This is a genomic window from Azospirillum thermophilum, assembly GCF_003130795.1.
Taxonomy (GTDB): domain Bacteria; phylum Pseudomonadota; class Alphaproteobacteria; order Azospirillales; family Azospirillaceae; genus Azospirillum; species Azospirillum thermophilum.
In genome coordinates this window covers 985,031-999,538 of the sequence record NZ_CP029352.1, presented here as the reverse complement: position 1 = coordinate 999,538, position 14,508 = coordinate 985,031, and the positions used below count along the sequence as shown (strand labels likewise).

General features: G+C 69.3%; 13 protein-coding genes. 10 read left to right on the top strand and 3 right to left on the bottom strand.

The genetic code is table 11. The features are described 5' to 3' along the window. Positions 1-190 precede the first annotated feature (190 nt). The 7 genes from uvrC to moaE all read left to right on the top strand — a co-directional run bounded on the left by uvrC (position 191) and on the right by moaE (position 6,075). On the top strand, positions 191-2,113 hold the full coding sequence (gene uvrC / locus DEW08_RS04450; RefSeq protein ID WP_245985940.1) for an excinuclease ABC subunit UvrC: 1,923 nt from the start codon (positions 191-193) through the stop codon (positions 2,111-2,113). Between the two features lie 84 nt (positions 2,114-2,197). Further along, the gene (gene pgsA, locus DEW08_RS04445; protein ID WP_109324788.1) at positions 2,198-2,812 is read left to right on the top strand and encodes a CDP-diacylglycerol--glycerol-3-phosphate 3-phosphatidyltransferase; all 615 of its coding nucleotides are present in this window, start codon (positions 2,198-2,200) and stop codon (positions 2,810-2,812) included. A 45-nt stretch (positions 2,813-2,857) separates the two neighbouring features. Next, complete coding sequence (gene mobB, locus DEW08_RS04440; protein ID WP_109324786.1) at positions 2,858-3,361, top strand: molybdopterin-guanine dinucleotide biosynthesis protein B; 504 nt, start codon at positions 2,858-2,860, stop codon at positions 3,359-3,361. Between the two features lie 11 nt (positions 3,362-3,372). Then, positions 3,373-4,017, top strand: a complete 645-nt coding sequence (locus DEW08_RS04435) for an HAD hydrolase-like protein (RefSeq protein WP_109324785.1) — start codon at positions 3,373-3,375, stop codon at positions 4,015-4,017. A gap of 97 nt (positions 4,018-4,114) precedes the next feature. Continuing rightward, positions 4,115-5,368, top strand: coding sequence for a molybdopterin molybdotransferase MoeA (gene moeA / locus DEW08_RS04430; protein WP_109324784.1), 1,254 nt, complete (start codon positions 4,115-4,117; stop codon positions 5,366-5,368). Next, positions 5,368-5,619, top strand: a complete 252-nt coding sequence (gene moaD, locus DEW08_RS04425; RefSeq protein ID WP_109324783.1) for a molybdopterin converting factor subunit 1 — start codon at positions 5,368-5,370, stop codon at positions 5,617-5,619. The genes moeA and moaD overlap by 1 nt, the downstream gene beginning before the upstream one ends. Positions 5,620-5,622: 3 nt before the next feature. Beyond that, positions 5,623-6,075 carry a molybdopterin synthase catalytic subunit MoaE gene (gene moaE / locus DEW08_RS04420; protein ID WP_109324782.1) on the top strand — a complete coding sequence of 151 codons (453 nt, stop codon included), beginning with the start codon at positions 5,623-5,625 and terminating at the stop codon, positions 6,073-6,075. Between the two features lie 67 nt (positions 6,076-6,142). On the opposite strand, the gene DEW08_RS04415 is transcribed toward moaE, so the two are convergent. Continuing rightward, on the bottom strand, positions 6,143-6,697 hold the full coding sequence (locus tag DEW08_RS04415) for a YqgE/AlgH family protein (RefSeq protein WP_211107115.1): 555 nt from the start codon (positions 6,695-6,697) through the stop codon (positions 6,143-6,145). Between the two features lie 317 nt (positions 6,698-7,014). Here DEW08_RS04415 and DEW08_RS04410 point away from each other — a divergent pair, with 317 nt between their 5' ends. Further along, complete coding sequence (locus DEW08_RS04410; RefSeq protein WP_109325272.1) at positions 7,015-9,105, top strand: protein-disulfide reductase DsbD family protein; 2,091 nt, start codon at positions 7,015-7,017, stop codon at positions 9,103-9,105. Between the two features lie 82 nt (positions 9,106-9,187). After that, a complete protein-coding gene (locus DEW08_RS04405; protein WP_109324780.1) occupies positions 9,188-9,670 on the top strand; it encodes a peroxiredoxin in 483 nt (160 codons plus the stop codon). Positions 9,671-9,739: 69 nt separating this feature from the next. Here DEW08_RS04405 and DEW08_RS04400 read toward each other — a convergent pair whose 3' ends face one another. Together DEW08_RS04400 and DEW08_RS04395 are read right to left on the bottom strand one after the other, a co-directional pair. Then, positions 9,740-11,119, bottom strand: coding sequence for a sigma-54-dependent transcriptional regulator (locus DEW08_RS04400; RefSeq protein ID WP_109324778.1), 1,380 nt, complete (start codon positions 11,117-11,119; stop codon positions 9,740-9,742). A gap of 9 nt (positions 11,120-11,128) precedes the next feature. Beyond that, positions 11,129-12,943 (bottom strand): sensor histidine kinase, encoded by a 1,815-nt coding sequence (locus DEW08_RS04395; RefSeq protein WP_245985939.1) that lies wholly within the window; start codon positions 12,941-12,943, stop codon positions 11,129-11,131. 234 nt (positions 12,944-13,177) lie between these two features. On the opposite strand from DEW08_RS04395, the gene DEW08_RS04390 reads away from it, so the two are divergent. Then, on the top strand, positions 13,178-14,482 hold the full coding sequence (locus tag DEW08_RS04390; protein ID WP_109324777.1) for a dicarboxylate/amino acid:cation symporter: 1,305 nt from the start codon (positions 13,178-13,180) through the stop codon (positions 14,480-14,482). Positions 14,483-14,508: the final 26 nt, after the last annotated feature.

Sequence of the window (14,508 nt, the reverse complement as noted above, 5' to 3'; positions counted from 1 at the left end):
TGGTGGATAGTCTTCGGGCCTCCTGAGTCGGAAGCCTTAACCAATTCGGGCAGGGGGTGGTTGACCATGCAGGCACGCTCGACGACATTGGCATGATGTCCGATATCCATCCGTCCGCCCCCGAACCGGCTGCCGCCGATCCGCAGGGACACCCTGGTCCCATGCCCCGCCCGACGGCGAGACGGGTCCCATGCCTTCTTCCGGCGAGGCGGCGACGGAGGCGGACCTGCGCGAGGCGGCGTCGCGCGCGCGCCGCCGGACCGCCGACCTCGCCCGCGGGGTGGAGGTGATCCGCGACCATCTGAAGACCCTGCCGCAGACCCCCGGCGTCTACCGCATGCTGGCCGGCGACGGCACGGTGCTTTATGTCGGCAAGGCGCGGAACCTGAAGCGGCGGGTGACCAACTACACCCAGGTGAACAAGCTGCCCGTCCGTCTCCAGCGCATGGTGTCGGAGACGGAGACGATGGAATTCGTCAACACCCACACCGAGGTGGAAGCGCTGCTTCTTGAATCGAACCTGATCAAGAAGCTGATGCCGCGCTACAACGTGCTGCTGCGGGACGACAAGACCTTCCCGCACATCATGATCACCAAGGACCACGACTATCCGCAGCTGACCAAGCACCGCGGGGCGCGCGGCCGGGATGCCGACTATTTCGGCCCCTTCGCCTCGGCCGGGGCGGTCAACCGGACCATCACCGCGCTGCAGCGCGCCTTCCTGTTGCGCAACTGCGCCGATACCGTCTTCGCCAGCCGCACGCGGCCCTGTCTGCAGTACCAGATCAAGCGCTGCACGGCGCCCTGCGTCGGACGCGTCTCGCCGGAGGAGTACCAGGCCCAGGTCGACCAGGCCCGGGCCTTCCTGTCCGGCAAGAGCCGGGACATCCAGGGCGAGTTCGCCCGGCGCATGACCGAGGCGTCGGAGGCGCTGGATTTCGAGACGGCGGCCCGCTACCGCGACCGGATCCGCGCGCTGACCGCCATCCAGGCCCACCAGGACATCAACGTCGAGGGGGTGGTCGAGGATGCCGACGTCATCGCCGCCTTCGCCGACGGCGGCTATACCTGCATCCAGGTGTTCTTCTTCCGCGGCGGGCGGAACTATGGCAACCGCGCCTATTTCCCGAGCCACGACAAGGCGGCGGAGACGGAGGAGGTGCTGGCCGCCTTCATCGCCCAGTTCTACGAGAACAAGGCCGCACCCGCGTTGGTGCTGGTCAGCCACGACCTGCCGGAGATCGAGCTGCTGACCGAGGCGCTGAGCCTGCGGGCCGGCCACAGGGTGGAGCTGGCGGTGCCCAGGCGGGGCGAGAAGCGGCGCATCGTCGAGCACGCCCAGACCAACGCGCGCGAGGCGCTGGGCCGCCGTCTGGCCGAAAGCTCGTCCCAGGCGCGGCTGCTGGAAGGGGTGGCGGCCGTCTTCGGCATGGACGCGCCGCCGGAGCGGGTGGAGGTCTACGACAACTCGCACGTCCAGGGCGCGCACGCCATCGGCGCCATGATCGTGGCGGGGCCGGAAGGCTTCATCAAGAACGCCTACCGCAAGTTCAACATCAAGACGGAAGGGGCGGCCGGCGACGACTTCGCGATGATGCGCGAGGTGCTCACCCGCCGATTCGGTCGCGCCCTGAAGGAGGATCCGGAGCGGACGCAGGGGAGCTGGCCCGATCTGGTGCTGATCGACGGCGGCCTCGGCCAGCTCAACGTCGCGCTGGAGGTGTTCGCCGAACTGGGGATCGACGACGTCACGCTGGTCGGCATCGCCAAGGGGCCGGACCGCGACGCCGGGCGCGAGCGATTCTTCATGGAGAACCGGCCGCCCTTCCAGATGGAGCAGAAGGACCCGGTCCTCTATTTCCTGCAGCGGCTGCGCGACGAGGCGCACCGCTTCGCCATCGGCACGCACCGGGCCAAGCGGACCAAGGCGCTGGGCCGGTCGCAGATCGACGAGATCCCGGGGATCGGGCCGTCACGGAAGAAGGCCCTGCTCCATCACTTCGGAAGTGCCGTCGCCGTCGCACGGGCGGGATTGGCGGATCTGGAGGCGGTAGAGGGGATCAATCGGACGGTGGCGAAAAAGATATACGATCACTTCCATCCGGATGGTTAGAATGCCGCACGACAGGACGGACAGGGCCGGTGCACATCGGCCCGCCGTTCCGCGCGTCCTCCAGCGGCCTCCGAGTCCGATACGATGCTGACCAGCCTGCCGAACCTGCTGACCCTCTCGCGCATCGCGGTGATCCCGGTGGTGGTCGGGCTGTTCTACGTGCCGGAGGCCTGGGCCGCCTACACGGCCTGCTCGCTCTACGCCGCGGCCTGCATCACCGACTGGTTCGACGGCTACCTGGCCCGCGCCTGGGCGCAGGAGAGCGTGATCGGCAAGTTCCTCGACCCGATCGCCGACAAGCTGCTGGTGGCGGCGACGCTGATCATGCTGGCGGCCTTCGACCGGCTGACCGGCGTGTCGGTCCTGCCGGCCGTGGTGATTCTGCTGCGCGAGGTGCTGGTCTCCGGCCTGCGCGAGTATCTCGCCGGCCTGCATGTCGGCGTGCCGGTCACCTGGCTCGCCAAGTGGAAGACGACCATCCAGATGATCGCGCTGGGCTTCCTGATCGTCGGCGACTATGGGCCGCCGGCGATTCCCGTCAGCCTGATCGGCACGGTCGGGCTGTGGATCGCCGCGGCGCTGACCTTCTACACGGGATGGGACTATATGCGCGCCGGCCTGACGCACATGATGGCCGAACAGCCGAAGCCCCAGCGGCGGGATACCCCCACCGCCGGCTCCGCCCGCAGCACCGGCTGACGGCTCCTGCAACGGCAGGGGCTTCACGGAACCAGAGCACTCCCCATGAAGATTTTCGGCCTCACCGGCTGGAGCGGCAGCGGCAAGACCTCGCTGATCGTCCGCCTGATCCCCGCCCTGACCGGCCGCGGTCTGCGGGTTTCCACCGTCAAGCATGCCCACAAGGGCTTCGACATCGACCATCCCGGCAAGGACAGCCACAATCACCGGCTGGCCGGCGCGACGGAGGTTCTGGTCAGCTCGCCCAAGCGCTGGGCGCTGATGCATGAGCTGCGCGACGGCGATCCCGAGCTGACGCTGGAGGAGCTGCTGACCAAGGTGGCCCCGGTGGACCTCCTGCTGATCGAGGGCTTCAAGCGCCAGCCGCACGAGAAGATCGAGGTGTGGCGGGCCGAGGTGGGCAAGCCCCTGATCGCGCCCGACGATCCGACCATCGTCGCGGTGGTCAGCGACGGGCCGGTTCCCGACTGCCCGGTCCCCGTGCTCGACCTCAACGATGCCGAGGCGGTTGCGGCCTTCGTGGTGGAGCGCTGCGGTCTCGGCCGCTGACGCCGCCCGAGATGTCCGTCCGGCTGGCGATCTTCGATTTCGACGGCACGCTGGCCGACTCCTTCGGCTGGTTCATCGGGGTCCTGAACGGGGTGGCCGAGCGCTACCGCTTCAACCCGGTGCGGGCGGAGGAGGTGGAGGCGTTGCGCGGCTACGACGCCCGGCGCCTGATGCGGCACCTGGGCGTGCCGCTATGGAAGCTGCCGCTGATCGCCCGGCACATGCGCGGCCTCGCCGCCCGTGATGCCGAGCACATCCCCCTGTTCGACGGCACCGGCGAGATGCTGCGCGCGCTGCGCCGCCGGGGCGTCACGGTGGCCGTCGTCACCTCGAACTCGGCGGAGAATGTGCGGCGCATCCTGGGGCCGGAGACGGCAGCGCTGGTCGACCACTATGGCTGCGGCGCCTCCCTCTTCGGCAAGCCGGCCAAGTTCCGCAGCGTCCTGCGGGCCAGCGGCATCCATCCGCGGGACGCCATCGCCATCGGCGACGAAATCCGCGACATCGAGGCCGCCCGGCAGGTGGGGGTGCGCTGCGCTGCCGTCACCTGGGGCTACGCCTCGGCGGAGGCGCTGGCTGCCCGCCACCCGGATCTGCTGCTTCGGTCGATGGAGGAGGTTGTGGAGGCGGCGGCAGGACGAGCGCCTGATCCTTGACCTCGGCCGGAGGGAGAAGGGCATCCCTCGGCGGGGATGCGTCGCTGCGACCTTTTCCGGCCTCGCATCGGCCGGTGCGGCGGTCTAGACTGCCGGCATGGTGCAGCTCAGCAACGATTGCTTCGCCTTCGGTGGCGAGATGATGGCGGTGGACGCGGCGCTCGCCCTGCTGGCCGAGCGGGTGCAGCCGGTGACCGGGTCCGAACGCGTGGCGCTGGTCGAGGCGCAGGGGCGCATCCTGGCCGAACCGGTGGTCGCACCCTTCTCCGTGCCGCCGCACGACAATTCCGCGGTCGACGGCTATGCGGTCTTCTTCGACGACCTGAACCCGGCAGGGGAGACGGTGCTGCCGGTCACGGCGCGGGTTGCCGCCGGCCATCCGCTGGGACGCGACGGGCAGCGGGGCGAAGCGGTGCGCATCTTCACCGGCGCGCCGATGCCCGGCGGCTTCGACACCGTCTTCATGCAGGAGGATTGCCGGCTGGAAGGCGACCGGGTGGTGCTGCCGGCCGGCCTGAAGCGCGGGGCCAACCGCCGCTTCGCCGGGGAGGACATCGCCCGGGGGGCCACGGTGCTGCAGGCCGGCCGCCGGCTGCGGCCGGAGGATATCGGGCTGCTCGCCTCGCTCGGCCTGCGGGAGGTGGCGGTCCGCCGTCCGCTGCGGGTCGCCGTCTTCTCCACCGGCGACGAGGTCCGGGAGCCCGGCAGCGCGCTTCCCACCGGCTGCGTCTATGACGCCAACCGCTTCGCGCTGATGGCCGCCCTCAGCCGGCTGGGCTGCGCGGTCACCGATCTCGGCATCCTCGCCGACCGGTTCGATGTCATCCGCCAATCCCTGGCCGAGGCTGCCGGCAGCCATGACGCCCTCATCACCTCCGGCGGCATGTCGACCGGGGAGGAGGACCACGTCAAGGCGGCGGTGGAGGCGAACGGACGGCTCGACTTCTGGCGGCTGGCGATCAAGCCCGGCCGTCCGGTCGCGCTGGGACGGGTGGGGGAGGCGGTCTTCGTCGGGCTGCCGGGAAATCCGGTGGCGGTGATGGTGACCTTCCTGCGGGTGGCGCGCCCGATCCTGCTGCGCCTGATGGGGGCGGCGGAGCCGGACCCGGTGCTGTTCGCCGTCCGGGCCGGCTTCACGGCGAAGAAGAAGGCGGGGCGCCGGGAATATGTCCGCGCAACCCTGACCCGCGGGGAGGACGGCCTGTTGACCGCGGTCAAGCACCCGCGCGACGGTGCTGGTATCCTGTCCTCCCTGGTCGAGTCCGACGGGTTCGTCGAACTGCCGGAGGAGGTGACGAAGGTCGAACCGGGAATGACGGTGGCCTATCTGCCTTTCAGCGAGGTCCGGTGATGAAGGTTCTGTATTTCGCGTGGCTGCGGTCCAAGATCGGCGTGCCGTCCGAAACGGTCGACCTCCCGGCGGATGTGACGGACGTGGCGGGCCTGATCGAGTGGCTGAAGTCGCGCAGTCCCCGCCATGCCGAGGCCCTGGCCAACAGCAAGGTGGTCAAGGTCGCGGTGAACCAGGAGCATGTGCCCTACGACCATCCGCTGTCCGCGTCGGACGAGGTCGCCCTGTTCCCGCCGGTGACGGGCGGCTGACCCATGACCATCCGTGTCCAGGCCGAGGATTTCGACGTCGGCGCCGAATATGCCGCGATGACGCGCGGGCGCCGCTCGATCGGCGGCGTGACGATGTTCGTCGGGCTGGTGCGCGACATCGCCGGCGGCGAGGCGGTCAGCGCAATGACGCTGGAACACTATCCGGGCATGACGGAAAAGCAGTTGGCCGCCATCGAGGCGGAAGCGCGCGGACGCTGGCCGCTCGACGATGTGCTGATCATCCACCGCTATGGACGGCTGGAGCCGGGGGACCAGATCGTGCTGGTCATGACCGCGTCCGCCCATCGCGATGCCGCTTTCGAAAGCTGCCGGTTCCTGATCGACTGGCTGAAGACCAAGGCTCCCTTCTGGAAGCTGGAGGCCACACCCGAAGGAGAACGCTGGGTCGAGGCGAAGGAGAGCGATGACGAGGCCGCGTCGCGCTGGGATCGCTGACGGCGCAGCGGCCGGCGGCGGGCCGGATGGCCGGGCGGGTGCAGCACCGCCACCCGGCGGAACCTGGTCAGGCGTGCCCGGCCTCTCCGGACAGCATGGAGACGCTGACGCCCAGCTTGGCGATCGCGCGCTCCCACTTGGCGCCGAGGTCGGGGTCGAACAGCAGTTCCTCGTCGCAGGGGACGTTCAGCCAGCCGTTGGCCTGGAACTCGGCGTCGAGCTGCCCGGGGCCCCAGCCGGCATAGCCGAGCAGCAGGATGTTGCGGCGCGGCCCGCGGTCTTCGGAGATGGCGCGCAGGATGTCGATGGTCGCCGTCAGCGCGACGCCGTCGTCCACGACCAGCGTTCCTTCGCGCACGTAGTCGGTCGAATGCAGGACGAAGCCGCGGCCCGATTCGACAGGACCGCCATAATGGACGGGCATGTTGTGAACCGGGTTGGGAATGTCCATTTCGAGCTGGTCCAGCAGGTCTTCGAAGGTGATCGACCCGAACAGGCGGTTGACCACCAGCCCCATCGCCCCGTCCTCGTTATGGGCGCAGACATAGATCACCGTGCGCTGGAACCGGGGGTCCTCCATGCCGGGCATGGCGATCAGAAGCTGGCCGGTCAGCGACTGCATGCCTTTCGACTGGTCCTTGGAGCCCTTGGACGAGCCTTTGGCGGGCGGGGTAACCGGGGGCTTGGTGGATCGCGGCATCGGCGGTTATCCTTGACTTGTTTCTATCGGGCGCCCTTGCGGCGGAGAGTGCGGCGAAGGCGGCCTCGGTTTTTCGGCCACGGCGTTCTCGGCCATGGTTTTTTGGGGACCATCCGGTTGAGCCCGGCGGCTCCCCGACCCACTTGTCGGGAGTGTGGCAGCAGGGGCCAAGCTTTGTCACCTATATATAGCTGCGGCCGATGGCCGTTTGCCTCACTCATATGAGCACGATGCGCACGATGAAAAGGCTTGCCGTCCTCGCCCTCACCCTCTTCGCCCTGGCACTGCCCGGAACGGTAGCCGCGCAGCCGGCCGCCGCGGCGCAGAGCGACGGGCAGGGCGCCTGGACGAAGGCCGGCCCGGTGGAGGCGCGCATCGTCTCGTCCGTGACGGGCACCGGCGACCTGACGAGCCTGCCGATCGGGCTGGAGGTCCGGCTGGAGCCGGGCTGGAAGACCTACTGGCGCTCCCCCGGCGACGCGGGGTTCGCCCCGCGGCTCGACTGGTCGGCCTCGCAGAACCTGAAGGAGGCCGGCCTGTCCTATCCGGCTCCCCACCGCTTCTCGGTCCTGGGGTTCGAGACCGCCGGCTATGACACGGAGGTGCTGTTTCCCATCCGCGCCACGCTTGCCGAACCGGGCAAGCCGCTCGACCTCGCCTTGTCGGCCGAACTGCTGGTCTGTTCCGACATCTGCGTGCCGCAGTCGGTCAAGCTGACGCTCGGCGTCCCCGAGGGGCCGGCGACTCCGGGGCCATCGGCCAACGACATCGCCCGGGCACAGTCGCTGGTCCCCCGCCTGCAGGAGGAGGGGGGCGCCTCGCTGCTGAAGATCGACTCGGTCCGCGCCCGCGGTACGCTGCTGGAGGTCGAGGCGACGGTCGCCGACACCTTCGTCTCTCCCGACCTGTTCGTCGAGACGGACCCGCCGCTGGCCTTCTCCGCGCCGACGACCAGCTTTTCGGACGGTGACCGCCGCGTGCGGATGACGCTGCAGGCGACCGACGCGCCGGCGGGAACGGAACTGTCCGGCCGGGTGCTGACGATGACTCTGGTCGATGGCTCCCGCGCCGTCGAGTCGCGGGCGACCGCCGGCACCGGGCGGGCTGCCGGGCCGGCCGGCGGGCTGCTGGCCATGCTGGGCGTCGCGCTGCTCGGCGGGTTGATCCTCAACCTGATGCCCTGCGTGCTGCCGGTGCTGTCGCTCAAGCTGCTGTCGGTGGTGAAGCACGGCGGCAAGGCGCCCGCGGCGGTGCGCGCCGGCTTTCTCGCCAGCGCCGCCGGCATCGTCACCTCCTTCCTGCTGCTCGCCACCGCCCTGGTCGCGGTGAAGGCGGCGGGCGGTGCGGTCGGCTGGGGCATCCAGTTCCAGCAGCCGCTGTTCCTCACTTTCATGGTCGTACTGGTCACGCTGTTCGCCGCGAACCTGTGGGGCGTCTTCGAGATACCGCTGCCGCGCCTGCTGGCCGACCGGCTGGGCGGGGAGGGGCTGGCCGGCCCCTTCGCCACCGGCGCCTTCGCGACGCTGCTGGCGACCCCCTGCTCGGCGCCGTTCCTCGGCACGGCGGTCGGTTTCGCGCTGGCCGGCGGCACGCTGGATGTCTACGCGATCTTCGCCGCGCTCGGCATCGGGCTGGCTCTGCCCTATCTGCTGGTGGCCGCCGTGCCGCGGGTGGCGGGGCTGCTGCCGCGGCCGGGCCGCTGGATGGCCGTGCTGCGCCGGGTGCTGGGCTTCGCGCTGGCGCTGACGGCGGTCTGGCTGCTCTCCGTGCTGGCCGTGCAGATGGGCGAGGTGGCGGCGGCAACCGTCGCGCTGCTGATGATCGGGCTGGTGGCGGCGCTGTGGGCCGGGCGGACGCTGACGGGCCGGCGCTGGGTCGGGCCGGCGCTGGCGAGCGTGCTGGCCCTGGCCGCCTTCGGCCTTCCGGCGGCGGTCGGCCCCTCGGCCGGAGCGGCGACCACGGTGACCGAGGCGTCGCTGCGCTGGGTGCCCTTCGACGAGGCGGCGATCCGCGACCACGTCTCTGCCGGCCGCACCGTGCTGGTGGACGTGACGGCCGACTGGTGCATCACCTGCCAGGCCAACAAGAAGCTGGTGATCGGCCGGGGCACGGTCGCCAAGCGGCTGGATGATCCGGCGCTGGTGACCATGCGGGCGGACTGGACGCGGCCGGACGAGACGATCGCGCGTTTCCTGGCCGACCATGGCCGTTACGGCATCCCCTTCAATATCGTGTACGGCCCCGGCGCGCCCGACGGCATCGCCCTGCCCGAGCTGCTGAGCGAGTCGGCGGTTCTGGCGGCGCTGGACGTCGCGTCGCGTAAGCCCTGAGAGGATGCTTTCCTTGCGCGGCAGTTTGCCGCAGGCTAGAACTCGGCTTTAGAACGGTTCAACTTCCGGGAGGATTTCCCCCATGACGATCCAGGTCGGCGACACCATTCCGTCCGTCACGCTGAAGCATCTGACGGACAATGGCATGCAGGACATCACCACCGACAGCATCTTCAAGGGCAAGACGGTGGTGCTGTTCTCGGTGCCCGGCGCCTATACCCCGACCTGCTCGGCCAAGCATCTGCCGGGCTTCGTGCAGAATGCCGAGGCGCTGAAGGCCAAGGGCGTCGACACCATCGTCTGCCTCGCCGTCAACGATCCCTTCGTGATGCGCGCCTGGGGCGAGAAGAACAACGTCTCGGACAAGGTGCAGATGCTGCCGGACGGCAACGCCACCTTCACCTCGGCGCTCGGCCTGACGATGGATGGCTCGGGCTACGGCCTCGGCACCCGCGGCCAGCGCTTCGCCCTGGTGGCGAAGGACGGCAAGGTGACCCATCTGGCCGTCGAGAAGCCGGGCCAGTTCGAGGTCTCCTCGGCCGAGGCGATCCTCGCCGCCGTCTGATCCGGAAGCATGTGATCCGAAAGCTGCCGTACGATGGGGGAGGGGGCAGGCCGCCCCCTCCCGGATCCGTCACTCCACGAAGTCCTCCCGGCTGAGACCGTAGCGCTTCAGCTTGTCGTAGAAGGTCTTGCGCGGGACGTTCAGCGCCTCGATCGTCGCCTTCACGCTGCCCTTGTGACGGGACAGCTCGGTCTCGATCAGGGTCTTCTCGAAGCGGTCCACCTGTTCGGACAGGGAGAGGGCGCTTCCCCGCGCCGCCGCCGGTGCCGGGGGCGCCGGCGTCTCGTCGAGGCCGAGGATGAAGCGGTCGGCCGCGTTGCGCAGTTCCCGCACGTTGCCCGGCCAGTCATGCGCCATCAGCCGCTGCATCAGGGGCGGCGGCGGCATGCGCGGCTCGCGGTTGTAGCGGCTCGCCGCCTGCAGGACGAAGTGCTGGAACAGCAGGGGGATGTCGTCGCGCCGCTCGCGCAGCGGCGGGATGGTCAGCACCACGACGTTCAGCCGGTAATAGAGGTCGGCGCGGAAGGTCTTCGCGTCGGCCGCCTGCCGCAAATCCACCTTGGTCGCCGCGACCACCCGCAGGTCCACCGGGATCTGTTCGTTGGAGCCCAGCGGCTCGACCACCCGTTCTTGAATGACGCGCAGCAGCTTGACCTGGAGGGAGAGCGGCATGCTCTCGATCTCGTCGAGGAACAGCGTGCCGCCGCTGGCATGCTCGATGCGGCCGACGCGCCGCTTGCCGGCCCCGGTGAAGGCGCCGGCCTCGTGACCGAACAGCTCGCTCTCGAAGATCGTCTCGGGCATGGCGCCGCAGTTCAGCGCGACGAAGGGGTGGCGGCCGCGGCGCGACATGCCGTGCAGGGCGCGGGCGACCATCTCCTTGCCGGTCCCGGTCTCGCCGAGCACCAGGACGTCGGCGTCGGTGTCGGCGACCGCGGCGATGGTGGCGCGCAGCCGCTCGATGCCCGGCGTGCGGCCGACGATGGCCTGGACCGCACCGCCTCCGCCGTTCAGTTCGGCGCGCAGCCGCCGGTTCTCCAGGACCAGCCGCCGCTTCTCCACCGCCCGCCGGACGACCTCCACCAGGCGGTCGGCGGGAAAGGGCTTCTCCAGGAAGTCGTAGGCGCCGCTGCGCATCGCCTCCACCGCCATCGGCACGTCGCCGTGGCCGGTGATGAGGATGACCGGCAGGTCCGGGTCGATCTCCTGCACGCGGGCCAGCAGGGCGAGCCCGTCCATCTGCGGCATGCGGACGTCGGTGACGAGGCAGCCCGGCCAGTCGCGGCCGATCTGGCGCAGCGCCCGCTCCGCCCCGTCGCAGGCGGTGACGTCGAAGCCGGCGAGTTCCAGCGTCTGCTGGCCGGCGAGGCGGACGGCCCGCTCGTCATCCACGAACAGCACGGCTCCGGCGTCGGCCGGATCGTCGCGTTTCTTATGGCTTTCACTCATCGGGGCCACTCATCGAGCCGTCTGCTCCGCTCGCTTCAGTCTCAGGGTGAAGATGGCGCCGCCATCCGGGTGGTTGGCGGCGGTCAGGCTGCCGCCGAACTCCTCCACGATGCCGTGGCTGATCGACAGGCCGAGGCCCAGCCCTTCGCCGGCCTCCTTGGTGGTGAAGAATGGCACGAAAAGGCGGGGCAAATCCTCCTCGCGGATGCCGGTGCCGGTATCGCGCACGCTGAGGATCGCCTCGCCGTCGCCCGAGCAGGTGAGCAGGATGCGGACCAGCCGCTGCGGGCGGCCCCGCACCGCGTCGGCGGCGTTGCCGATCAGGTTGACCAGCACCTGCTGCAGCCGGACATCCTCGCCCATCGCCCACACCGGCTCGCCGGGCAGGTCGGTCTCCACCGTCACGGCGTCGCGGCGCAGCCGGCTGCCGAGCAGGCTGACCGCCTGCTCCACCGCCGCGTCGACCTGCACCGGGGACAGGGTGCCTGACGCCCGCCGGGCGAAGCCCTTCAACTGGCGGGTAATCGCCGCCATGCGGTCGGTCAGGCCGGCGATCTCCGCCAGATTCCCGCGCACCGCCTCCGGCCGGCCGCGGTCGAGCAGGACGACGGCGTTGTCGGCGAAGCTGCGGATGGCGGCCAGCGGCTGGTTGATCTCGTGCGCGATGCCCGCCGACATCTGGCCGAGGGCCGCAAGCTTCACCGCCTGGGTCAGCTCGTTCTCCGCCTCGCGCAGTTCGGCCGTCGCCTCGGCGACCCGGCGCTCCAGCTCGACGCGGGCGGTCTCCTGCATCGCCAACCGGTCGGCGAGCGTGGTGCGGCGCTGGGCGACGGCATAGGCGGCGAGGCCGGCCAGCGCGGCCAGCGCGGCCCCCAGCAGCCCCGCCACCTGCGCCCACTCCGCGACAGGCGCGATGCCGGTCAGGGTGTGGAGCGTCCAGTCGCCTCCGGGTACCGCGGCGGAGAGCAGGAGGTAGCGCCGCTCCGCCCCATCCTCCCGCACCGCGATGCGGTCGGCGCCGCCGCCGAAGGCCCAGGGGAGGTTCGGCGTCTCCTCCCGCGCCGGCTCCGGCGTCGAGGGCAGCGACAGCGGCAGGCGGCGGGGCAGGGCATGGTAGCGCCAGGAGTCCTCCGTCGTGATGAACACCATGCCGTCGCGGTCGGTCACCGCCACCTTGTCGGGACCGAGGCGCCAGGTGCGCTCCAGCCGCTCGAATCCCACCTTCAGCACGACCGCTCCCAGTGTGCGGTTTTCCGCCATCACCCGATGGGCCGTATAGAAGCCCGGTACGAAGGAGGTGGTGCCGAGTGCGAAGTGATGCCCTTCGCCGGACGCGATCGCCATGCGGAAGTAGGGGCGATAGGCGAAATTCTGCCCGACGAAGCTGGTGGCGGTGTTCCAGTTGCTCGCCGCCAGCGTCAGGCCGGCATGGTCCATCACATAGAGAGCCGAGGCGCCGAGGGCCGTCGCGAGTTCCTCCAGCTTGCGGTTCATCCGCGTCACCCGTCCGGGATCCGGGCTTTGCAGCAGCTCGACCACGTCGGAATCGCGCGTCAGGGCCAGGGGAACCGCGGCATGGCGTTCCAGCTCGCCGCGCAGGTTCGCCTCATAAATGGCAAGCTGGGTGGTCGCATCCTCCCGCAGCGTGGTGGAGGCGACGGCCGCCGCCCACATGGCGGCGAGCGCCGCCGCGACCGGCGCTCCGACCACGAGCATGAGCAGCAGGAGCTGCAGCGGCTCCGCCAGCAGGCCGACGAAGGGACGCTGCCTGGGGCGGGGGTGCGTTGTCGAATCTGTCGGCGTGATGGCCTTGGTCCTGAGCAAATGTCGCGGCAGGAGCTGCGCGCCGCAACAAATCATCCATGTGTGCGGATTCTCGCACATCCGAAAGCGGCTTGTCGTGTGGATTCTCGCTCACCCGATTCCTCGAAGTGCTTGATGTTGCTGGATTCAGCAATTGGCCCACCGCTTGCTTTCATGGGCAACCATGACGGCCTGCCCGCATGGCCGAAGCGAAGAACGGGCAGCCGGCGAAGGATACGCCACGAGGAGATCCAGATGTCCGCAGATCATCAGACGGCGCACAAGAAGCCGTTCTACACGAACCTGACCTTTCAGGTTCTGAGCGCAATTTCCATCGGCATCCTGCTCGGCCATTTCTATCCGTCCCTGGCGGTCGAGATGAAGCCGCTGGGCGATCTGTTCATCAAGATGGTCAAGATGGTGATCGGCCCGATCGTCTTCCTGACCGTCGTCACCGGCATCTCCTCGATGGGCAACCTGAAGAAGGTGGGCAAGGTCGGCGGCAAGGCCCTGCTGTACTTCGAGATCGTCACGACCTTCGCGCTGGGCATCGGCCTGCTGGTGGTCAACCTCGTGCGCCCCGGCGCCGGCATGAACATCCAGCCGGGCCAGCTCAAGGCCGACGCGGTGCAGAAATACGCGACCACGGCGAAGGAGCACGGCTTCATCGACTTCGTCGTCGGCATCGTGCCGGACAACATCGTCGGCGCCTTCGTCCAGGGCGACATGCTGCAGATCCTGTTCTTCGCCGTGGTCTTCGGCGTGGCGCTGGCCGCCATGGGCCAGAAGGGCAAGCTGGTCGAGGACGTGTTCGACAAGGTCGGCCATGCCCTGTTCGGCGTGATCGGCATCCTGATGCGCGTGGCGCCGGTCGGGGCCTTCGGCGCCATGTCCTTCACCATCGGCAAGTACGGCGTCTCCTCCCTGACCTCGCTGGGACAGCTCATGGCGGCGGTCTACATCACGATGGCGATGTTCGTCTTCGTCGTGCTGGGCACCATCGCGCGCATCTACGGCTTCAGCATCTGGAGCTTCCTGCGCTACATAAAGCAGGAGCTGCTGATCGTGCTCGGCACCTCCTCCTCCGAATCCGTGCTGCCGCGGATGATGGAGAAGATGCAGAAGTTCGGCTGCTCCAAGCATGTCGTCGGCCTCGTCATCCCGACCGGCTATTCCTTCAACCTGGACGGCACCTCCATCTACCTGTCGATGGCCGCGATCTTCATCGCCCAGGCCTTCAACGTCGATCTGACGATCTGGCAGCAGATCTACATCCTGCTGATCCTGATGCTGACCTCCAAGGGGGCCGCGGCGGTCACCGGCGGCGGCTTCGTCACCCTGGCCGCCACGCTGTCGGCCACCGGCGCGCTGCCGATCGAAGGGCTGGCCCTGCTGCTGGGCGTCGACCGCTTCATGTCCGAAGCGCGCGCCATCACGAACCTGATCGGCAATGGCGTCGCCACCGTGGTGGTGGCCAAGATGGAAGGCGAGTTCGACGAGAGCAAGGCAGTCGCCGAATACCAGCATCATTTCAAGGAACCTGCCATCGTCCGCATTTGATATCCAGTCAAAGCGGACGGTTGGTA

Excerpts from the sequence above, each read along its gene's own strand:
- uvrC (WP_245985940.1), top strand. The coding sequence starts at position 191 with ATGCCTTCTTCCGGCGAGGCGGCGACGGAGGCGGACCTGCGCGAGGCG.
- pgsA (WP_109324788.1), top strand. The coding sequence starts at position 2,198 with ATGCTGACCAGCCTGCCGAACCTGCTGACCCTCTCGCGCATCGCGGTG.
- mobB (WP_109324786.1), top strand. The coding sequence starts at position 2,858 with ATGAAGATTTTCGGCCTCACCGGCTGGAGCGGCAGCGGCAAGACCTCG.
- DEW08_RS04435 (WP_109324785.1), top strand. The coding sequence starts at position 3,373 with ATGTCCGTCCGGCTGGCGATCTTCGATTTCGACGGCACGCTGGCCGAC.
- moeA (WP_109324784.1), top strand. The coding sequence starts at position 4,115 with ATGGTGCAGCTCAGCAACGATTGCTTCGCCTTCGGTGGCGAGATGATG.
- moaD (WP_109324783.1), top strand. The coding sequence starts at position 5,368 with ATGAAGGTTCTGTATTTCGCGTGGCTGCGGTCCAAGATCGGCGTGCCG.
- moaE (WP_109324782.1), top strand. The coding sequence starts at position 5,623 with ATGACCATCCGTGTCCAGGCCGAGGATTTCGACGTCGGCGCCGAATAT.
- DEW08_RS04415 (WP_211107115.1), bottom strand. The coding sequence starts at position 6,697 with ATGCAGTCGCTGACCGGCCAGCTTCTGATCGCCATGCCCGGCATGGAG.
- DEW08_RS04410 (WP_109325272.1), top strand. The coding sequence starts at position 7,015 with ATGAAAAGGCTTGCCGTCCTCGCCCTCACCCTCTTCGCCCTGGCACTG.
- DEW08_RS04405 (WP_109324780.1), top strand. The coding sequence starts at position 9,188 with ATGACGATCCAGGTCGGCGACACCATTCCGTCCGTCACGCTGAAGCAT.
- DEW08_RS04400 (WP_109324778.1), bottom strand. The coding sequence starts at position 11,119 with ATGAGTGAAAGCCATAAGAAACGCGACGATCCGGCCGACGCCGGAGCC.
- DEW08_RS04390 (WP_109324777.1), top strand. The coding sequence starts at position 13,178 with ATGTCCGCAGATCATCAGACGGCGCACAAGAAGCCGTTCTACACGAAC.